This is a genomic window from Arthrobacter sp. C9C5, assembly GCF_013359735.1.
Classification (GTDB): domain Bacteria; phylum Actinomycetota; class Actinomycetes; order Actinomycetales; family Micrococcaceae; genus Arthrobacter.
The window spans coordinates 77837-97284 of record NZ_JABFMX010000003.1; the positions used below are offsets into that span (position 1 = coordinate 77837).

The 19448-nt window shown below is 68.7% G+C and carries 17 protein-coding genes; 6 read left to right on the plus strand and 11 right to left on the minus strand.

Features of this window, described 5'->3' with window-relative positions:
• Window positions 1-27 precede the first annotated feature (27 nt).
• The 5 genes from HNO80_RS03125 to HNO80_RS03145 form a co-directional block, all read right to left on the minus strand.
• Window positions 28-1491: a sulfate adenylyltransferase subunit 1 gene (locus tag HNO80_RS03125; protein ID WP_175321383.1), complete on the minus strand. Its 1464-nt coding sequence runs from the start codon at window positions 1489-1491 to the stop codon at window positions 28-30.
• The gene (cysD, locus tag HNO80_RS03130) at window positions 1491-2546 is read right to left on the minus strand and encodes a sulfate adenylyltransferase subunit CysD (RefSeq protein WP_249777135.1); all 1056 of its coding nucleotides are present in this window, start codon (window positions 2544-2546) and stop codon (window positions 1491-1493) included. The genes HNO80_RS03125 and cysD overlap by 1 nt, the downstream gene beginning before the upstream one ends.
• Complete coding sequence (locus HNO80_RS03135; RefSeq protein WP_175321384.1) at window positions 2543-3253, minus strand: phosphoadenylyl-sulfate reductase; 711 nt, start codon at window positions 3251-3253, stop codon at window positions 2543-2545. Before HNO80_RS03135 ends, cysD begins: the two co-directional genes overlap by 4 nt.
• Complete coding sequence (locus tag HNO80_RS03140; RefSeq protein WP_217500518.1) at window positions 3250-4995, minus strand: nitrite/sulfite reductase; 1746 nt, start codon at window positions 4993-4995, stop codon at window positions 3250-3252. The genes HNO80_RS03135 and HNO80_RS03140 overlap by 4 nt, the downstream gene beginning before the upstream one ends.
• Window positions 4996-5069: 74 nt before the next feature.
• Window positions 5070-5807 (minus strand): sirohydrochlorin chelatase, encoded by a 738-nt coding sequence (locus HNO80_RS03145; protein WP_175321385.1) that lies wholly within the window; start codon window positions 5805-5807, stop codon window positions 5070-5072.
• A gap of 62 nt (window positions 5808-5869) precedes the next feature.
• Here HNO80_RS03145 and HNO80_RS03150 point away from each other — a divergent pair, with 62 nt between their 5' ends.
• Window positions 5870-6541: a trimeric intracellular cation channel family protein gene (locus tag HNO80_RS03150; RefSeq protein ID WP_175321386.1), complete on the plus strand. Its 672-nt coding sequence runs from the start codon at window positions 5870-5872 to the stop codon at window positions 6539-6541.
• 13 nt (window positions 6542-6554) lie between these two features.
• Window positions 6555-6983, plus strand: coding sequence for a hypothetical protein (locus tag HNO80_RS03155; RefSeq protein ID WP_175321387.1), 429 nt, complete (start codon window positions 6555-6557; stop codon window positions 6981-6983).
• A 116-nt stretch (window positions 6984-7099) separates the two neighbouring features.
• Here HNO80_RS03155 and HNO80_RS18130 read toward each other — a convergent pair whose 3' ends face one another.
• The 4 genes from HNO80_RS18130 to HNO80_RS03175 form a co-directional block, all read right to left on the minus strand.
• Window positions 7100-7921: an endonuclease domain-containing protein gene (locus HNO80_RS18130; RefSeq protein WP_217500520.1), complete on the minus strand. Its 822-nt coding sequence runs from the start codon at window positions 7919-7921 to the stop codon at window positions 7100-7102.
• 386 nt (window positions 7922-8307) lie between these two features.
• The gene (locus tag HNO80_RS03165; protein ID WP_175321389.1) at window positions 8308-9408 is read right to left on the minus strand and encodes a polyprenyl synthetase family protein; all 1101 of its coding nucleotides are present in this window, start codon (window positions 9406-9408) and stop codon (window positions 8308-8310) included.
• Window positions 9405-10745, minus strand: a complete 1341-nt coding sequence (locus HNO80_RS03170; protein ID WP_175321390.1) for a geranylgeranyl reductase family protein — start codon at window positions 10743-10745, stop codon at window positions 9405-9407. Before HNO80_RS03170 ends, HNO80_RS03165 begins: the two co-directional genes overlap by 4 nt.
• A 12-nt stretch (window positions 10746-10757) precedes the next feature.
• On the minus strand, window positions 10758-11561 hold the full coding sequence (locus HNO80_RS03175) for a demethylmenaquinone methyltransferase (RefSeq protein ID WP_349627184.1): 804 nt from the start codon (window positions 11559-11561) through the stop codon (window positions 10758-10760).
• 86 nt (window positions 11562-11647) lie between these two features.
• Between HNO80_RS03175 and HNO80_RS03180 the strand changes: the two genes are divergently transcribed.
• The 4 genes from HNO80_RS03180 (at window position 11648) to HNO80_RS03195 (ending at window position 15761) form a co-directional block, all read left to right on the plus strand.
• On the plus strand, window positions 11648-13042 hold the full coding sequence (locus tag HNO80_RS03180; RefSeq protein WP_175321391.1) for an isochorismate synthase: 1395 nt from the start codon (window positions 11648-11650) through the stop codon (window positions 13040-13042).
• Between the two features lie 210 nt (window positions 13043-13252).
• Window positions 13253-14059, plus strand: a complete 807-nt coding sequence (locus HNO80_RS03185) for an ABC transporter substrate-binding protein (protein WP_175321392.1) — start codon at window positions 13253-13255, stop codon at window positions 14057-14059.
• Window positions 14060-14163: 104 nt separating this feature from the next.
• A complete protein-coding gene (locus HNO80_RS03190) occupies window positions 14164-14955 on the plus strand; it encodes an amino acid ABC transporter permease (RefSeq protein WP_056737689.1) in 792 nt (263 codons plus the stop codon).
• An 8-nt stretch (window positions 14956-14963) separates the two neighbouring features.
• The gene (locus tag HNO80_RS03195) at window positions 14964-15761 is read left to right on the plus strand and encodes an amino acid ABC transporter ATP-binding protein (protein ID WP_175321393.1); all 798 of its coding nucleotides are present in this window, start codon (window positions 14964-14966) and stop codon (window positions 15759-15761) included.
• An 81-nt stretch (window positions 15762-15842) separates the two neighbouring features.
• On the opposite strand, the gene menD is transcribed toward HNO80_RS03195, so the two are convergent.
• On the minus strand, window positions 15843-17573 hold the full coding sequence (menD, locus tag HNO80_RS03200; protein ID WP_175321323.1) for a 2-succinyl-5-enolpyruvyl-6-hydroxy-3-cyclohexene-1-carboxylic-acid synthase: 1731 nt from the start codon (window positions 17571-17573) through the stop codon (window positions 15843-15845).
• Window positions 17570-19315: an arginine--tRNA ligase gene (gene argS / locus HNO80_RS03205; protein ID WP_217500525.1), complete on the minus strand. Its 1746-nt coding sequence runs from the start codon at window positions 19313-19315 to the stop codon at window positions 17570-17572. Before argS ends, menD begins: the two co-directional genes overlap by 4 nt.
• Between the last annotated feature and the right edge of the window lie 133 nt (window positions 19316-19448).

Below are 19448 nucleotides of genomic sequence, written 5' to 3' on the forward strand. Positions count from 1 at the left end.
TAGAACAGCGCCCCCGATCGGTGAGCCTCAGATCGAGTAGCGCTCGTCCTCGTGGTCGCCCGGGTGGTCCTTGACGAGCCCGGCGGCAAGCGTGTTGCCGTCCTGCGGGTCGATCACCAGGAAGGCCCCGGTCCGCCGGTGGCGCAGGTAGTTTTCCAGCGGCAGCGGCGCTGCGAGCCGGAGCTGGGCGTGGCCGATGTCGTTGAGCTCCAGGGTGGTGGTGGGCTCCAACTGGAAGTTGGCGAGATCCAGCTTGCCCGTCACGTTGCGGACCAAGGCTTGGACCGTGCGGGTGCCGTGCTTCACCAGGACCTTCGCGCCCTCGCGGAGCGGCTTGGGCGAGAGCCAGCACAGCGCCGCGTACAGGTCGGCGGTGGACTCCGGGATTTTGCCCCCGGCGGGCCCCGCCGCCGCGATCGTGTCGCCGCGGGCGACGTCGAACTCGTCCGCGAGCCGGAGCGCTACGGACCGCGGGGCCACGGCCTCGGTGAGTTCGCGGCCCGCAAAGTCGATCCCGGTGACGGTGGTGGTGCGCGGCGCCTGGCCCGGGGTCAGGACATTGACCTTATCCCCCACTTTTACCGAGCCTTCGGTGATCTGTCCGGCGTAGGCCCGGTAGTCACGGTAATTCTCGACGTCGAGTCCCCCGGCGACGGCGTCGGGCGCCAGCGCACCCTGCGGCCGAATGACCAGCTGGACCGGGAAGCGGAAGCTCTCCAGGTGGCTTTCGAGTTCGTCGGCGGCGGGCAGCGTCTCGAGGACCTCCAGCAGCGCCGGACCCTGGTACCAGGGGGTGCGGTCCGAGCGGTCGACGACGTTGTCGCCGTCGAGCGCGGACACGGGGATGACGAACAGATCGGCGACGCCGACGGCACTTGATTCCTGGCGACCGAGCCCGAGCTCGCGCCCGACCTGCTGGACATCCGCCTCGATCGCGCGGAACACGTCCTCGCTGAAATCCACGAGGTCGATCTTGTTCACGGCGACGACCACGTGGGCCACACGCAGCAGCTGCAGCACGGACAGATGCCGCCGGGTCTGCTCCAGGACACCCTTGCGGGCATCGATGAGCACGACGACGGCGTCCGCGGTGGACGCGCCGGTGACGGTGTTCTTGGTGTACTGCACGTGCCCGGGGCAGTCCGCGAGGATGAAACTGCGGCGGTCCGTGGCGAAGTAGCGGTAGGCGACGTCGATGGTAATGCCCTGTTCCCGTTCGGCACGGAGGCCGTCGGTCAGGAGGGCGAGGTCGATCCGCTGTGTCCCTCCCGGGGCCGCTGCCCCGGACCCGCCGAAGCCGCGGTCCGCGGAGGTGCGCGCAACGGCGTCGAGCTGGTCGGAGAGGATCGCCTTCGAGTCGTGCAGCAGCCGGCCCACCAGGGTGGACTTGCCGTCGTCGACCGAGCCGGCGGTCGCGAACCTAAACAGTGAAGCGGATGAGAGCCCGAGGCTTGCTGCGGCGGATTCAGGCACAGTTGCGGTGGTGCTCATTAGAAATAGCCGTCCTTCTTGCGGTCTTCCATGGCAGCCTCGGAGATCCGGTCATCGGCCCGGGTGGCGCCACGTTCGGTGATGGTGGAGGCGGCAACCTCAATGACGACGTCGCGCACGGTGGCGGCGGCCGATTCCACGGCGCCGGTGCAGGACATGTCGCCGACGGTCCGGTAGCGGACGGTCTTGGTGATAACTTGCTCGTCTTCCCGCGGCTGGGAGGCCTCGCCGACCGCGCGCCACATGCCGTCGCGGGCGAAGACCTCGCGCTGGTGGGCGTAGTACAGGCCCGGCAGCTCGATGTTCTCTCGTTCGATGTAGCGCCACACGTCCAGCTCGGTCCAGTTGCTGATGGGGAAGGCCCGGACGTGCTGGCCCACAGTGTGCCGTCCGTTGTAGAGGTTCCACAGTTCGGGGCGCTGGTTCCGCGGGTCCCACTGGCCGAATTCGTCGCGCAGGCTCAGGATGCGCTCCTTGGCCCGGGCCTTGTCCTCGTCCCGGCGGCCGCCGCCGAAGACGGCGTCGAACTTGTTGCGCTGGATCGCGTCCAGGAGCGGGACGGTCTGCAGCGGGTTGCGGGTGCCGTCCGCGCGCTCAGCCAGCGCGCCGGAATCGATGAACTCCTGGACGCTGCCGACGACGAGCCTGAGCCCCAGCCGCTCCACCGTCCGGTCACGGAACTCGATTACCTCAGGAAAGTTGTGCCCGGTATCCACATGGAGCACCGGAAACGGCACCTTCCCCGGCCAGAACGCCTTCGTGGCCAGGTGCAGCATCACCACAGAGTCCTTGCCGCCGGAAAACAGCAGCGCAGGCTTCTCAAACTCGGCGACCACTTCCCGGATGATGTGAATCGCTTCCGATTCCAACGTATCCAAAGACGACAGGCGGGCCGGGGAGCTCAGGCGGCCATCCGCCGTCGACCCCGATGCCGCCCAGGGAGTGGCATCGGGCCTGTCGGAGCGGGACGCGATGCTGCTTGCAGCATCGCCGTCCCGCGAAGGGGCGGGGGCGGCATCGGGGTCGACGGCCACGGAAGTCAGGAAAGTGCTCATACGTGTAGTCCGCATTCTGTCTTGTCGGTTCCTGCCCAGCGTCCGGCGCGGGGGTCGTCGCCGGCCGCCACCTTGCGGGTGCAGGGCTGGCAGCCAATGGACGGGTAGCCCTGGGTAAGCAGCGGGTTGACGGGCAGGAGATTGTCATCGGAGTACCGCACCAGCTGGTCGAAGCTCCAGGCCGCCACCGGGTTGACCTTGACCAGGCCGTTGGCTTCGTCCCAGGTGACCAGCGGGGTGTTGGTGCGGGTGGGCGCCTCGTCGCGGCGGACCCCGGTGAACCAGAGTTCGTAGCCGGCGAGGGTGCGGCGCAGCGGCGCCACCTTGCGCAGGGCGCAGCACTGGGCGGGGTCGCGGGCGAAGAGATCCTTGCCCAACAGCCGGTCCTGCTGCTCCACGGTGGTTTCCGGCAGCACGTCGACGACGTTGACGCGCAGGTTCGCGGCCACTTCATCGCGGGTGGCATGGGTTTCCGGGAAGTGGTAGCCGGTTTCGAGGAACAGCACGTCGACGCCGGGGAGTTGGTCCGCGACGAGCGCCGGCAAGACGGCATCCGCCATGGAGCAGGCCACGGCGACGGCGGGCAGCTCGAAGTTGCGCGCCACCCAGGCGATCACCTCGCGGGCCGGGACGTCCCAGCCGAGCTCGGCGGCGCCGGCCTCGGCGAGTGCCTTGAGCTCCTCGCGGGAACGGGGTGCGGCCGTCATTGCAGGTCACCCTCATCGGCGGCGAAGGCCCATTCGGCGAAGGTCTGGCCCTCCGAACGGTCCGCGACGAATTTCCGGACCACACGCTCCACATAGTCGGGCAGCTCTTCGGCCGTGACCTTGAGACCGCGCACAGTGCGTCCCAGACCCGCCTCCTCGCGGCTGTCCGAGGCCAGCCCGCCGCCGAGGTGGACCTGGAAACCCGGGGTGGGGTCGCCGTCGGGCGTGGGAAGCATCATGCCCTTCAGGCCGATGTCCGCGGTCTGGATCCGGGCGCAGGAGTTGGGGCAGCCGTTGATGTGCAGCGACAGGGCCTGCGGGAGCTGCTTGGTCTCGACCAGGTCGGAGAGGCGGCGCTCCAGCTCGGCCACGGCTGTGGCGGCGGTGACCTTGGTTTCCACGATGGCGAGCTTGCAGAACTCGATGCCGGTGCAGGCGATGGTGCCGCGGCGGAACACCGACGGCCGGGCGGAGAGGCCCAGGGCGTCGAGTTCGGCCACGAGCGGTTCCACCTCGTCCTTGGGCACGTCGAGGACCACGATTTTCTGGTGCGGCGTGGTGCGCAGCCGCTGCGAGCCGCGGGCCTCCAGGGTGTCCGCGAGCTGGACCAGCTGGCTGCCGGAGAGCCGGCCGGCCAGCGGGGTGGCGCCGATGAAGAACTTTCCGTCCTTCTGCTCGTGCACGCCGACGTGGTCGCCGGGGGTGGCGGGCTTAGGCGCCGCGGGGCCGTCGGCAAGTTTGTAGCCGAGGTATTCGTCCTCGAGGATCCGGCGGAACTTCTCCGGCCCCCAGTCGGCCAGCAGGAACTTCAGCCGGGCCTTGGTGCGCATCCGCCGGTAGCCGTAGTCGCGGAAGATGCTGGTGACTCCGAGCCAGACGTCGGCGGCCTGCTCGGGCCGGACGAAGGCACCGAGCCGCTTGCCCAGCATCGGGTTGGTGGAGAGGGCTCCGCCCACCCAGAGGTCGTAGCCGGCGCCGAGCTCGGGGTGGACCAGGCCCACCAGGGCGACGTCGTTGATCTCATGGACCACGTCCTGGCTGGGGTGGCCGGTGATGGCGGTTTTGAATTTGCGCGGCAGGTTGGCGAGCTCCGGGTCGCCGATGAACCGTTCGGCGAGCTCGTGGATCAGCGGCGTCGGGTCGATGATCTCGTCCTTGGCGATGCCGGCGACCGGGGAGCCGAGGATGACGCGCGGAACGTCGCCGCAGGCCTCCGTGGTGGACAGGTCCACGGATTCGAGGCGGCGCCAGATCTCCGGCACGTCCTCGACCCGGATCCAGTGCAGCTGGATGTTCTGCCGGTCGGTGAGGTCGGCCGAGCCACGGGCGAAGTCCACGGAGATCTGGCCGATGACGCGGAGCTGTTCGGTGGTGAGGGCGCCGCCGTCGATCCTGACTCGGAGCATGAAGTACTTGTCCTCGAGCTCGTGCGGCTCAAGCGTGGCGGTCTTGCCGCCGTCGATCCCGGGCTTGCGCTGGGTGTAGAGCCCCCACCAGCGGAAGCGGCCGTGCAGGTCCGTGCCGTCGATCGAGTCGAAGCCGTGCTTGGCGTAGACGGACTCGATACGCTCGCGGACGTTTAGGCCGTTGTCTTCCTGTTTCCAGGTTTCGTTGGCGTTCAGTGGGGCGGTGCCGTCCACTTTCCACTGCCCGTGCGGCTTGGCCGCGGGTCGGGCGGGTCGCTTGGCGCGGCCTGCGGCAGCCTGGTCCGGGGACGCTCCGGCTAGAGCTGTATCAGTCATGGATCGACTGTAGGGGTGGCCGTAATGGCGTCACAAAGGGTCAGAAACGCGGGGTCACCTAGGGCAACATTTCGTCATGAAGCGCTGCCGGCGACCGCCGCGTCATAACGCGCCAACGCAATCTCGGCGAGCACCGGGGAAGGCAGCAGGGGCGCGGTGACCAGGTCCGCGCCGGCCTTGGCGAGCTGGTCGTGGAAGAACCCCGGGGCCAGCAGGTAGGACGCGATGACCACCCGGCCGCCCAGGTCCACCGCCCCGGCCGACAGCCCCGCGCCGGCGCCTCCCGCCGCCTCCTCGCGGAGCATGGCCACGGCGTCCGGCACCGACGGCGTCGCCGAGGCGCCGTATGCGGCCACGATCCGGTTGGAACGGAGCGCGCGCAGCTGGCCCGCGAGTTCCTCGACGTTTTCCGCGGCGGTAGCGTCAGAAGATCCCGCGGCGGCGAGGATCACGGCGTCGTTGTCGGTCACTCCGGCCTCGCGCAGCCGCTGGTCCAGCAGCGCCGCGAGCCGCGGGTCGGGGCCCAGCGGCGCCGCGGCGAGGGTGCCCGGCCGGCTCTTCACGGCCCGGGCGATGTCCACCTTGACGTGGTACCCCACGCTCAGCAGCAGCGGCACGACGACGGCGGTTTCCCCCGCCGGGAGCCCCGCCACCACGGCGGGCAGCTCGGGGTCCTGAACATCGACGTAGGCTTCGCGGACGTCGAGCCCGGGACGCAGCGCGGCGATACCGGCCCGCAGGGCATTGACTTCCGCAGCCCCCTGCGTGCTGGAGGTGCCGTGGGCGCAGGCGATCAGGATGGGGCTATTCATAGCCGTTAGCGTAACCTTGGAGCCGCCCTATCCGCCCCCCCTGCAACCGACCGGGACGCCCCATGACCTTCTCCTTTAGCCTCGTTATGGTCTGGCTGGACCTCGCCGGCGTCTTCTTCTTCGCGGTCTCCGGTTCGCTGCTCGCGGCCCGGAAGCAGTTCGACATAGTCGGGTCCCTGTTGCTGGCCTCGGTGGTGAGCCTGGGCGGCGGCGTCATCCGCGACATCATCATCAACGCGGGCCCGCCGGCGGCCTTCACCAACCCGGCGTACCTCGCTCCCCCGCTGCTGGCGACGGTGCTGGTGTATTTCCTCTTCTCCAGTGTCCAGCGTTTCACCTCGCTGCTGGTCTTGTTCGACGCCGGCGGGCTGGCCTTGTTCTGCATCACGGGAAGCCTGAAGGCCCTCGCCGCGGGCATGCACCCCGTGGCCGCGGTGCTCCTGGGCGTCACGACGGCGGTGGGCGGCGGCCTGCTCCGGGACATCACCGCTAACGAGGTGCCGCAGCTCTTTGACCCCAAGGACATCTATGCCCTGCCGGCGTTCGCGGGGGCCGCGCTGACGGTGGCGCTGTCCGTCACCGGGGTGTTCACCGCGGTGACGGCGAGTGCGGTGGCCGCCGTGGTTTTCGCCTTCCGCGTAACCGCCTGGCGGCGCCACTGGTACGTGCCGCTGGCGGTCCGCGGCTGGCACCGCCTGGGCCTGGACGCGGCCGAAAGTGGCCCTAAGGATTAGCTAGGATAAGAGCATGACTGACATGTTCCTCGAGAAGTTCCGCGCGCTAGTTCCGAAGTATCTCGAAGACGAATGGCAGGAAGAGGACGGGCTGCCGGCAGACGAGCTCGATGCGGCCCTGGCCGAGCACCAATTCCAGGTCCCGCTGGTCCTGCGGGAGTTCTACCTGGCCCTCGGCGGCTGCGAGGACCTCATGGAGGCCTACCACTACTTCTGGGACCCCGAAGAGCTTGAGGTCGACGACGAGGGCTTCCTGATGTTCCTCGAGGACGAGGAAGAACAATTCACCTGGGGCTTCCGTGTGGGCGACCTCAGCGTCCCGGACCCGATCGTGTACCGCCGCAACAACGCCCGCGGCCAGTGGAAGAGTGAGGAAGGCACCTTCTCCGAATTCGTCTTCGACATGTTCGAGTGGGCCTTCAACGAAGAGGACGAGGACTAGAGAGGCCCTCCCCGAGCCGCGGGGCGCGGACTTTCCCCACGTTTGAGCCGGCCGGCCGGCGTGTTGCGCAGAATCGCCGGTTGATTCCGGCGGTTGCCGCCGAAAGGTGGGGAAACTCAGCGGACGACCCTTCCGCGTAACACCTGCCAGACTTCCGCGACGATCTTCTGCGGGTTGAAAACAACGTCCTGATACCCGTACCTCAACACCGCGTACCCGGCCAGGGTGCTTGCATTGTTCCGCCCGCGGTCCTTCTTCACCTGCCGGGCTTCCAAATGTGTGCTTCCATCGATCTCCACAATGAGGAATCCCTCCAGCAGGAAGTCCACGATCCCGATCCCCGGGAGATCCACCTGGGTCTGCGTGAAGATCCCTTCGCTCCGGAACAGGAGCCTGGCTACAACTTCGATCGCGGATCCCGCCGAACCGTCCACCAATTCCAGCGCCGCCCGCGCTGAACCGTTCCGGTTGCCGGGAAGATGCCCTCTGAGATATTCGAGAGTGGTTCGACCCTGCAGGAGTGCGCTTTCCACCATGACCACGGATTCCATGGGCGGCCGGCATCGCAGGGCGTGCAACAGTGTATCCGTCAGCCCAGCCACGGGTCGCGGGAACTCCGGCGGGAGCACACTGCCTCGGTGGACAACCACACCGGAGGCCGAACCGTGGCGGCAGAAGAGGTGCAGCCGCGCCGGCTCGTGGAGTCTCCAGATCCTGTGGTGTCCCGCCGCCGAGACACAGGACAGCATGCCATTAGCCAAAACCGCGGCCACCAGGTCCGGCGCCGCACCCGGCAACGCAACTACATCATGGCGCAACCGCAGTATTTCCCCGGAAGTAAGCGAGTTGCGGATACTCCGTTCCGAGAACCCAGCCTGAAGCAGCGTTCCAGTCCGTGCGACGGAGCCCGCAAATTTCATGTACGTCGTGACATCCACGCTTCCAGCAGAGCTGCCAACACCCACAGCGGGGAGGCTGCCCGGCTGCTATGTGGACAAGTCCCGGGCGGATTCTCCCCGGGTTCGGAGGCGCCCGACGGCGGGTCGGCGCGACTTGCCGGCCGTTCGACGTCCGCGGCGCCCAAAACAGTTGAGAGTTCCACGCCCCAACACCCGGCAAATCCGTGACAGGCAATTTACAGAATCACTAGACAATATGACACAACTGTCATAAAGTTGTTCGTGGGTTCACCAAATGCCTCCGGTGAATCTGATGCGAACGGAGAAATGGCCCCGGTTCCGCACAACGGACGACTCGTAACGTTGTGAAGAACCGGGGCCATTCCGGTTTAAGACTCAGGCGGGAGGACCCGCCGCCATGACCGCTAGCTGCTGCGGTCCACCACGGCGTGCGCGAAGCTGGTGAGCGAATCCTTGACCACACCCCCGGGCAGCGGCGCGAGGGCGGCAATGGCTTCGTCGGCCCAGGACCGCGCCACAACCCAGGACTCGGCGGTGACGGGGTGTTCGCGCAGCCCGGCGACGGCGGCGGCGAGGGCCTCGTCGGAGCTGAGGTCGCCGTCGATGAGCTGCAGCAACTCCACAGCGGACTGGTCGCCGTCGGCCGCCGCCTTGCGCAGCAGCAGCACCGGCAGCGTGGGCACGCCCTCGCGCAGGTCGGTGCCCGGGGACTTGCCGGACTTGACCTTGACACCGGTGACGTCGATGACGTCGTCGGCGAGCTGGAAGGCGACGCCGACCTTCTCGCCGTACTCCACCAGCAGCGCCTCGTAGGCCGGATCGGCGTTGGCGAAGATCGCACCGAGCTGGCCGGACGCCGCCACCAGCGAACCGGTCTTGTCCGCGATCACGGAAAGGTAGTGCGCCACCGGGTCCTCGTCCGGGCGCGGCCCCACGGTCTCATGCAGCTGGCCCAGGCAGAGCCGCTCGAAGGTGCGGGCCTGGATGCCGAGCGCCCGCGAACCGAGCTCGGAGACCAGGATGGAGGCCCGGGCGAAGATGAGGTCGCCGGTCAGCACGGCCACGGAGTTGCCCCAGACCTCGTGCGCGGTGGGGGCGCCGCGGCGGAACGGGGCGGAGTCCATCACGTCGTCGTGGTACAGGGTGGCCAGGTGCGTCAGTTCGACGACGACGGCGGCCTGCACCACGGCCGGCAGTGAGGCGTCGCCCAGGTGGGCGCAGAGCAGGGTCAGCAGCGGCCGGATGCGCTTGCCGCCGGCCTCCACGAGGTGGCGCGACGTTGCGTCAGCCAGCGGATCCGAGTTGGCGATGGCCTCGCGCAGCTTCTTCTCCACGCGCGCGAGGTTCGTGGTGATGGCCGGGCCGAGTTCCGGGTCCCCGGCGATCGCCGCAAAACCGGCCGGCAGCTGCAGGCCGGTGGCGATGGCGGTGGTGTTGAGGCTGGGTTCGGAGCCCGGCAGGCCGTGTCCGGCGTGCGTCCAGCTTTGGTCTGCAGAGTTGGTCACGGGTTAACCCTAACTTTTTGTTGCGGAATCCGCGGATTTGAGTCTGGAACGGGCCGGGTATTGGAGGTGGCCGGGACCAAGGCTTCCAGGACCCGGATCATCCGGTCCTCGATCCCCCTGGCCGAGGGGTCGGTCAGGTTGGCCAGCAACCGGACGACGAACTTCATCAGCACTGGAAGGGGCATGCCCGTCCGGAGCGCCAGTTTCATCACGGCCGGCCTGCCGATCACGGCGGCAAAGGCCCGGCCCAGGGTGAAGTGCGAGCCCCACTGCTGCCGAACAAAGTCCGCGTAGCCGGCGAGGTGCGCGTCGGCGTCGGCCCCGCTCCAGCCCGCCGAGGCGGAGCGCGCCGCGGTGTCGATGATGAACTCGGCCGCGAAACGGGCCGATTCCATGGCGTAGGAGATGCCCTCGCCGTTGAACGGGGAGACCATGCCGCCGGCGTCGCCCAGCAGCAGCAGGCCCGGCGAATAGTGCGGGGTGCGGTTGAAGCCCATCGGCAGCGCGGCGCCGCGGATCTCGCCCACCTGGTTCTCCGGCGTGAAACCCCAGTCCGAGGGCATCGCGGCGGTCCACTCGCGCAGCACCTGCTTGTAGTCCAGCTTGCCGAATTCCTTGGAGGAGTTCAGGATGCCCAAGCCCACGTTGGAGGTGCCGTCGCCGACGCCGAACACCCAGCCGTAGCCCGGCAGCAGCTTGCCGTCGCGGCCCGGAAGCTCCAGCCAGCCTTCCATCCAGTCGTCGTCGTGCCGCGGGCTCGTAAAGTAGGTGCGCACGGCCACACCCAGGGGCCGGTCGTCGCGCTTTTGGATGCCGAGCGAGACGGCGGTGCGGGTTGAGTTCCCGTCCGCGGCGAGGACGACGTCGGCGCTGAAGTCCCGCGTTTCGCCGGTCTTGCGGCCGGCGTCGTCAAGCAGCGCGGCGCGGACGCCGGTGACGCGGCCGTCCTCGGAGCGCAGCGCCTCGGTGACGCTGTGGCGTTCCAGGACGACGGCGCCCGCGGACTGCGCGTGCCGGGCCAGTTCCTCGTCGAAGCCGAGCCGGGTGCGGATCAGGCCGTACTGAGGGAAGTCGGCGACTTCGGGCCAGGGAAGCTCGATGGTGCGGCCGCCGGCAATTAGCCGCAGGCCCTTGTTCCGCCGCCAGCCCTCGCTTTCGGGGTGCGCCAGGCCGAGCTTCTGGATTTCCCGGACCGCGCGCGGGGTGAGCCCGTCGCCGCAGACCTTTTCCCGCGGAAAGCTCGTCTTCTCCAGCACCGTGACGTCGAGGCCAGCCTGGGCAAGGTAGAACGCGGCGGTGGATCCGGCCGGACCTGCCCCGACGATCAGTACTCTCACGGCAGCTGTCAGCTAACGTTCGGGCCGGGTGATGTTGCGCCGCAGCTTGGCCACGGGGCCGGTGTGGTTGGCCAGCGCCTTCGCGCCCGAGGCAGGATCGGTTGCCGGACCGGCAGCCGGACCCGCGGGCTTCTGGGCGCGGTGGACGGCGACGATGCCGCCGCTGAGGTTGCGGTACGTGACGGACTCCCAGCCGGCTTCCTGCAGCCAGGCGGCAAGGTGGTCCTGGTCCGGCCAGGCGCGGATGGATTCGGCGAGGTAGACGTAGGCGTCCGGGTTCGAGGAGACCTTGACGGCGATCGCGGGCAGCGCGCGCATCAGGTACTCGGTGTACATGGTCCGCCAGAGCGGCACCACCGGCTGGGAGAACTCGGCGATGACCAGGCGGCCGCCGGCCTTGGTGACCCGGAGCATCTCGGCGAGGGCCTTCTTGGGCTCGTTGACGTTGCGCAGGCCGAAGGAGATGGTGCTGGCATCGAAGGTGTTGTCCGCGAACGGCAGGCGGGTGGCGTCACCGGCGATGAAATCGATGTCCGGGCGGCGGCGCTTGCCGACCTTGAGCATGCCGAGCGAGAAATCGCAGGCAATCACGTCGATGCCGGCGTCGGCGTACGGCTCGCTGGAAGTGCCGGTTCCGGCGGCCAGGTCCAGCACGCGCTGGCCGGCCTTCACATCCATGGCTTCAACGACGACCCGGCGCCAGCGGCGCGTCTGTCCCATGGACAGGACGTCATTGACGACGTCGTATTTGGGGGCGACGTCGTCAAACATCGTGGCTACTTCGTCCGGACGCTTATCCAAGGATGCTCGGTTCACCCCGTTATTGTCTCAAATCTTCGACGCACCCCCTAACCACGGGCGGGCCGGGGCGCGGCGCGCGGCGGGAGTAGTGTTATCTCATCATGACGAGCGCGTTCCGTACCAGAATTATCAGGACACTGACAGTCCCCCTCGATGCAGATTCGTTCCCCGGGGGGCTGCCGTCGTTTCTGGTCCGTGACGACGTACTCTGTTGGACCCGCCGCGAGGCCGGCTTGGTCGGCTTCGGCGAGGTGGCCCGGTTCAGCGCCACCGGCCCCGAGCGGTTCCTCGAGGCGGACATCTGGTGGCGGCACCTGGTCCTCGAGGCAGACATTACCGACGCCGTCGGCTGCCCCGGCACCGGCCCGGTGGCCTTCGGCTCCTTCGCCTTCTCCAAAGTTTCCGAACACGCCTCCCGGCTGATCGTCCCCGAAATCGTGGTGGGCCTGCGCGACGGCAAAGCCTGGCTCACCCAGCTCACGTTCAACGACGGCGAGCTCACCGAGGCGGGCGCCCGCGCCGCCCTGCGGCGCTGGCTGGACGTGGACAGCGCCGCACCCGGGGCCGGCGCCTCCTCGGACGACGCGTCGGCGTCGTCGGCCGTGCAACAGGCCGACCCGGCGTCGCCGGCCGTGCAAACGGCCGGGCGGGAAGCCAAGCTGAGCACCGGCTCGCTCAGCGAGGCGGACTGGATGGCCGCCGTCGCCGAGGGCGTCGCCGAAATCCGCACCGGAGCGCTGGAGAAGCTGGTCCTGGCGAGGGACATTGTCGCCACCCTGCCCGACGGCGTGGACGCCGCCGAGATCCTGCGCCAGCTTGCGGTCCGATACCGCGAATGCTGGACCTACGGGGTCGACGGGCTGGTGGGATCCACCCCCGAAATGCTGATCCAGGTCGAGGGCCGGACGGCGCAGGCGCGCGTCCTGGCCGGAACCCTGGACCGGCGCGACGCCGAGGGGATGGCCGGCTCGCCGCTGGAGTTTGCCGAGCGCGTGCTGGCCGGGTCCGAGAAGCAGCGGCATGAGCACGACATCGCCATCCAGTCGCTCACGACGCAGCTGGCGCCCTTCTCCGAGGCCATGAACGCGCACAGCGAGCCGTTCATCCTGGAACTGCCGAACGTCTGGCACCTGGCCTCGGACGTGAAGGCCGAACTCACCGAGGTGGAAGGCCATGTGCCCACCTGCCTTGCCCTGATCAACGCGTTGCATCCCACGGCCGCGGTCTGCGGCACCCCCACCACCGTGGCCGGAGCCCTCATCCGCAAACTTGAGCACCTGGACCGCGGCCCGTACGCCGGCCCGGTCGGCTGGCTCGACGCCGCCGGCAACGGCGAGTGGGGCATCGCGCTGCGCGGCGCGGTCATCGAGGGCCCGGACACCGTCCGGCTCTATGCCGGCTGCGGCGTCGTCGAGGGCTCCGTGCCCGAAGCCGAACTGGCAGAGACCTGGGCCAAGTTCCGGCCGATGCTGGAATCCCTCGGCATCAGCAGCTAGCACCCCTCCCTGACGGGCGGCCTGGACGGGCCGCCGGGGCCCGCGCCGGAATCCGTAATCACAGACAGCCGCCGGGTGCGGCCTCTTGATAATTGCCGGCAATTAGTTATCCAATAGTGAAACTAAGTTTCCTGTGATGCACATCTCTTATTCGGCGATAGACTAAAAGCCGTTTTGGACAAGCATGCCCCTGCAACAAAAGGTAAAGAAATGCTGATCTCCCGTTCCTTCCTGGCCGGCTCCGCGGCCAAAGCGGCTGCCCTCGTGGCCGTCGGCGCCCTTGCCCTGACCGGCTGCAGCACGTCCGGCGGCTCGACGACCACCGATTCCGGCGTCAAGCTGATCGAATCCGGCAAGCTCACGGTCTGCTCGGACATCCCCTACGAGCCGTTCGAATTCGTCAAGGACGGCAAGAACGTCGGCTTCGACATGGATCTGGCATCCGAGATCGCCAAGGATCTCAAGGTCGAGCCGAACGTCCTGACCGTGGCGTTCGAAGGAATCCAGTCGGGCCAGGCCCTGAACACCAACCAGTGCGACGTCGCCATCTCGGGCCTCTCCATCACGGATGCGCGCAAGACCGTGATGGACTTCTCCACCCCGTACCTCGACGACGATCTCTCGCTGCTCGTGACCAAGGCGTCCGGGCTGAAGACCCTGGCCGACCTCAAGGGCAAGAAGGTCGGTGTCCAGCAGGGCACCACCGGCGAGGAATACGCCAAGTCCAAGGGCCTGGAGACCATCCAGTACGAGAACACCGGCCTGCTGATCCAGGCGATCAAGACCGGCGGCGTGGACGCTGCCATCAACAACCAGTCCGTGCTGGGCTTCGCGGCCAAGGGCGACAGCAGCCTGGTCTTTGCCGAAACCTACAAGACCGGCGAGCAGCTCGGCGTCGCGATCAAGAAGGACAATAAGGCCATGACCGACTCCGTCAACAAGACGCTCAAGCGCCTTGCCGACGACGGCACCACGACCAAGCTCAAGACCACCTGGTTCGGCGAAGCCGCCAAGTAACCCACCCGCCCGGACCGACCACAGCAGGGCGGTTCCGGATCAGTAGTTGGCTCCGGCCGGCGCCTGACCCGGAACCGCCCCGCAACATGTAAAAGGCAAATCACATGGCAATGACTGTTCGCCAACGGGCCCGCGTCAGCCGGTCCGTTCAGTACGGACTGCTGGCACTCGCCGTCGTCCTGTTCATCCTCTTCGCCGACTGGGCCTCCATCGGCAAGGCGTTCTTCAACTGGGATTCCGCGGTCAAGCAGTTCCCGGAGATCATCACCCTGGCGCTGAAAAACACTCTGATCTACACGGCCCTGAGCTTCGTGGTGGGTCTCTCCGGCGGCCTGCTGCTGGCGCTGATGAAGCTCTCCTCGGTGGCCGTGTGGCGCTGGATCGCCACGCTGTACATCGAGTTCTTCCGCGGCGTCCCGGCCCTGCTGGTCTTCATTGCCTTCGGTTTCGGCATCCCGACGGCGTTCGGCGTCCGCTTCGACATCTACGTCACCGTGATGCTCGCCCTGGGCATGGTCGCCGCGGCATACATCGCCGAAACCCTGCGGGCCGGGCTGCAGGCCGTGCCGAAGGGGCAGCTCGAGGCCGCCCGCTCGCTGGGCATGCCCCACTGGCGCGCCATGGTCTCGATTGTCATTCCGCAGGCGTTCAAGATCGTCCTGCCGCCGCTGACCAACGAGGTCATCCTGCTCACCAAGGACTCCTCCCTGGTCTACCTCCTGGGCCTGGCAGCGTCGCAGTACGAACTCACCAAGTTCGGCCGCGACGGCATCACGCAGCCCAACGCCGGCCTGACCCCGCTGGTGATCGCCGGCGCCTGCTACCTGATCATCACCGTTCCGCTCGGAATTCTGGCCCGCCGCTTTGAATCCCGTACCGCCAAGACGAAGGGCTAGGACTCACCATGACTGAATCAACGTCATCGGCTGCCGCGAAGCAGATCCAGGCCGCCGGGGTTTCCATCAAGGACCTCCGCAAGTCGTACGGCGCCAACGAGGTGCTGAAGGGCATCGACCTCGAGGTCGCTCCCGGCGAAGTGGTGTGCCTGATCGGGCCCTCCGGCTCCGGCAAGTCCACCCTGCTGCGCTGCGTCAACCTGCTGGAGAAGCCCAACGTGGGCACCATCCACGTCGGCGGTTTCGAGTCGACCGACCCGGACGTGGACATCGACAAGATGCGCCGCAAGGTCGGCATGGTGTTCCAGCAGTTCAACCTCTTCCCGCACCTGAGCGCGCTGCAGAACTGCACGATCGCGCAGACCAAGGTGCTCAAGCGCAGCCAGGCCGACGCCTCAGACGTGGCCCGGAAGAACCTGGCCCGCGTGGGCCTGGACCACCTCGCGGACCGGTTCCCGGACCAGCTCTCCGGCGGCCAGCAGCAGCGCGTGGCCATTGCCAGGGCGCTGAGCATGGATCCCGAACTGATGCTGTTCGACGAGCCCACCTCGGCCTTGGACCCGGAGACCGTGGGCGACGTGCTCGCCGTCATGCGAAACCTGGCCAAGGAAGGCATGACCATGCTGGTGGTGACCCACGAGATGGGCTTCGCCCGCGAAGTCGCCGACCGCGTGGTCTTCATGGACGGCGGCGTCGTGGTGGAGGAAGGCGCGGCTGAGCAAGTCGTGAGTGCCCCCACCCAGCCGCGCACTAAGGAATTCCTCCGGCGCGTGCTCGACCCGACGCACATCGACATCGCGGAGTAAATTCTTTCCGCACCGATTTCGGACAGCCGCTACGTGGATCTCCACGTAGCGGCTGTCCTTTTTCGTAGCGGAAACCGGGTGCTACCGGCCCAGGACCCCGGCTACGGCGGCGGATACGGCAGTGCGGATGCGCCCGTGCAGCTCCCGGAGGCTGTGGCGGTCCGTCCGCACTTCGATGACGCTGCGGCCCACCACGGGCTCCGCGAGTGCCGCGGCGAGGTCCGCCGTCGTACTGACCGCGCGGTGCGCGACGCCGTACGCGGCGGCGAGAGCGGCAAGGTCAACCGTGTGCGGGGTGCCGAAAAGGCGCTCGACGGCGCTGCCGTAGCGGCCGGTCCGCTCGACGGCGCCGTGCTCCAAGAGCCCGAAGATGGCCCCGCCGGCGTCGTTTAGGACCACAATCCGCAGCGCCGGCACGGACTCCCCTGCGCCCAGCAGCAGCCCGCCGGCGTCGTGCAGGAAGGTCACGTCGCCCAGCAGTACGGTGGTTTCCTGCCGGCCGCCGACGGCGATGCCGGTGGCCGTGGCGAGGGTGCCGTCAATCCCGGCCAGGCCCCGGTTGGCGAAGACCGTGGCCTGTGGCTCCTGCGGCGGGGCGCCTGCGAGGTCGACGTCGCGGATCCCATTGGAGGAGCCCAGCACGAGCTGCCCTCGGACGTGTTCCCAGACCAGGGCGCCTACGGCGGGGCCGGAGGCGGCGGGACCGGTGAGCACCAGGTCCAGGGCGTGCTGGGCGGCGGCACCGGCCAGCAGCCAGGCGTCGAGCCAGGACGCCGGGCCCCGGCCGGCGAAGTCGGCCAGGTCCGCGAGGGTCTCGAGCGGGAGTTCGGTGCGGCGGCCGGGCTCGTACCAGGCCACCGGAACGGGCTGGTAGAGGGCGGACGGGATGTCGGCGCGGGCGAGCAGGGCCGACACCGGCCGGGACAGGGTGGGGCGGCCGAACAGCACAACCCGTTCGATCGGCTGGGCGGACTCCGGGCCGAAGTGCTCCAGCAGCAGCCGGTAGGGGCCCACCGCGTTCGGACCGAACCTGGCGTTGGAGGAGGGTTCGGCGAGCAGCGGCAGGCCGTGGGCGCGGGCGAACGCCTCGGCGACCGGGCCGGCGTCGTGCCCGGCGAGGACCACGGTGCGCCGCTCCGGCAGCGCCCCGGACGCGGCCGGGAAATCCAGGGCGAGCGGATGCCGGGCTGCCTGGTGGATCCTGCGGCCGGACGCCTCACCGAGGCCGTCGCCGGCGGCCGGGACCAGCGGGTCGCGGAAGGCGAGATTCAGCTGCACCGGCCCGGGCGGGATGTCCGCGAAGGCGCCGGTGGCGGCGCTCAACGCGGTCTCGACGGCGCGGAGCGGATTGTCGCCCGCGGGCACGTCGACGGCGAAGCGGACATGCTCACCGAAGAGGTCCGGCTGCACGGTGGTCTGGTTGGCCCCGGTGCCGCGCAGTTCCTCGGGCCGGTCAGCGGAAAGCACCACGAGGGGTACGGCGGCGTGGTTGGCCTCCATCACGGCCGGCAGCAGGTTCCCGACGGCGGTGCCGGAGGTGGTCAGCACGGCCGCGGGGGCACCAGTGGCCAAGGCCAGGCCCAGCGCGGTGAAGCCGGCGTCGCGTTCGTCGATCCGGACCAGCAGCTCCACCCGGCCGGCGGCGTCGGCCTCGGCCAGGGCGTAGGCCATCGGCGCCGAACGGGACCCCGGGGCCACCACGACGTAGCGCACCCCCGAGCCGATCAGGGCCGCGACGGCTACCCGCGCGGCCTCAACCGCCCCCAGCCCGCCGCCCGCAGCAGGAACGGCCGGTTCCCCGGACGGGCTCACATGTTCTCCGGCGTCTCGATGCCCAGCAGCTCCAGGCCGCTGGAGAGCCGCCGCAGGACCAGTCCGCACAGGGCCAGCCGCGATTCGCGGACCGTTTCGTCGGCCTTGAGCACGGGGCATTGGTCGTAGAAGGAGGTGAACAGCTGCGCGAGCTCGAACAGGTAGGCGCACAGCCGGTGCGGTTCGAGCAGTTCGCCGACTTTCTGCAGCGTGGCGTCGTATTCAAGCAGGTGCAGGGCCAGTGCGCGTTCGGCGGGGTCGACGACGGCGATCGTCGCCGCGGGCGGCGCGGACGACGCGGCGGCGCCGTCGAGGTGCTGGTCCAGGGCCCCGGCCTTGCGCAGGATGGAGCGGATCCGGGCGGCCGCGTACTGGACGTACGGGCCGGTGTTTCCGGTCAGCGCCAGCATCCGGTCGAAGTCAAAGACGTATTCGGTGTCGTGCCCGGTGGAGAGGTCGGCGTACTTGACGGCGCCGATGCCCACCTGCCGGGCCGTGACCGCCCGCTCGGCGTCGCTGAGCTCGGGCCGGCTGGCGTCGATGACGGCGCGGGCCCGGTCCACGGCCTCCTGCAGCAGCGCCATCAGCTTGACCGGGTTGCCGGCGCGGGACTTGAGGATCTTGCCGTCCTCGCCGAGCACGTTGCCGATCTGGACGTGGGTGGCTTCCACCGTGTCCGGCAGCCAGCCGGCGTCGCGGGCCGTGGCCATGACCATCCGCAGGTGAACGTTCTGCGGCGCGCCCACGACGTACAGTACCCGGTCCGCCTCGAGCTCGCGGACCCGGTACCGGATCGTGGCGAGGTCGGTGGTGCCGTAGCCGTAGCCGCCGTCGGACTTGCGGATGATGAGCGGCAGCGGATCGCCGTCCCGCCCGGTGAAGCCGGCCGGGAAGGTGCAGAGCGCGCCTTCGCTGATCCGGGCGATGCCGCGCTCCTCGAGTTCCTGGCACAGCTGTGCCAGGTGCGCGTCGTAGGAGCTTTCGCCGGCAATGTGGTCGTCGGTCAGGCTGATGCCGAGCATCGCGTAGATCGCATTGAAGTAGCGCTTCGACTGGGCCACGAGCCGCTGCCAGACCGCGAACGTCTCAGGGTCCCCGCCTTGCAGCGCCACCACGCGGAGCCGGGCGCGGGTGGCGAAGCCGTCCGGGTCCGTGGCGGAGGCGTCGAACTTCGCCCGCGCGGCCTGGTAGAAGGCGCTCGGGTCATCGACCAGCAGGGCGGCCTCGGGCGAGTCCTCGCCCACCTCGAGCCAGTGCTCGATCAGCATGCCGAACGGGGTGCCCCAGTCGCCGATATGGTTCTGCCGGATCACGGTGTGGCCCAGCGCCTCGAGCACGCGCACGATGCTGTCCCCCACCACGGTGGTGCGCAGGTGTCCGACGTGCATTTCCTTGGCCACGTTCGGGGAGGAATAGTCGACGACGACGCGGTGCAGCGGCTCCGGCCGGCTGTCCGCCGGCGCCGGTGTGTTGAGCAGCTCCTCGATCCAGGTGCCGTCGAAGGTGAGGTTGATGAAGCCGGGTCCGGAGATCTCCACCAGGCTGCAGACGCCGTCGAGGTCCAGCGCCTCGACGATCCGGGCCGCGGCGTCGCGGGGCGGCAGGCCGACTTTCTTGGCGAGGGCCATAGCGGCGTTAATCTGGATGTCCGCGAACTGCGAGGGCCGGATCACCGGATCCGTCTGGCGGTACTCCTCGCCGAACGCGTGGGCAATAGCTGCCTGGACTCTGGGGACAACCATTTCGGCCGGATTATTCACACTGTTCAAATTATCAGTTCCCGCCTCCCCCCGACGCTCCCGCAGATCACGCCGCCCAGTCGCGCGGCTCTGCGGGAGCGTCCACCCGAACACCCCCACAACTGCGGAAGCGTCC

Excerpts from the sequence above, each read along its gene's own strand:
- HNO80_RS03125 (WP_175321383.1), bottom strand. The coding sequence starts at position 1,491 with ATGAGCACCACCGCAACTGTGCCTGAATCCGCCGCAGCAAGCCTCGGG.
- cysD (WP_249777135.1), bottom strand. The coding sequence starts at position 2,546 with ATGAGCACTTTCCTGACTTCCGTGGCCGTCGACCCCGATGCCGCCCCC.
- HNO80_RS03135 (WP_175321384.1), bottom strand. The coding sequence starts at position 3,253 with ATGACGGCCGCACCCCGTTCCCGCGAGGAGCTCAAGGCACTCGCCGAG.
- HNO80_RS03140 (WP_217500518.1), bottom strand. The coding sequence starts at position 4,995 with ATGACTGATACAGCTCTAGCCGGAGCGTCCCCGGACCAGGCTGCCGCA.
- HNO80_RS03145 (WP_175321385.1), bottom strand. The coding sequence starts at position 5,807 with ATGAATAGCCCCATCCTGATCGCCTGCGCCCACGGCACCTCCAGCACG.
- HNO80_RS03150 (WP_175321386.1), top strand. The coding sequence starts at position 5,870 with ATGACCTTCTCCTTTAGCCTCGTTATGGTCTGGCTGGACCTCGCCGGC.
- HNO80_RS03155 (WP_175321387.1), top strand. The coding sequence starts at position 6,555 with ATGACTGACATGTTCCTCGAGAAGTTCCGCGCGCTAGTTCCGAAGTAT.
- HNO80_RS03180 (WP_175321391.1), top strand. The coding sequence starts at position 11,648 with ATGACGAGCGCGTTCCGTACCAGAATTATCAGGACACTGACAGTCCCC.
- HNO80_RS03185 (WP_175321392.1), top strand. The coding sequence starts at position 13,253 with ATGCTGATCTCCCGTTCCTTCCTGGCCGGCTCCGCGGCCAAAGCGGCT.
- HNO80_RS03190 (WP_056737689.1), top strand. The coding sequence starts at position 14,164 with ATGGCAATGACTGTTCGCCAACGGGCCCGCGTCAGCCGGTCCGTTCAG.
- HNO80_RS03195 (WP_175321393.1), top strand. The coding sequence starts at position 14,964 with ATGACTGAATCAACGTCATCGGCTGCCGCGAAGCAGATCCAGGCCGCC.
- argS (WP_217500525.1), bottom strand. The coding sequence starts at position 19,315 with ATGGTTGTCCCCAGAGTCCAGGCAGCTATTGCCCACGCGTTCGGCGAG.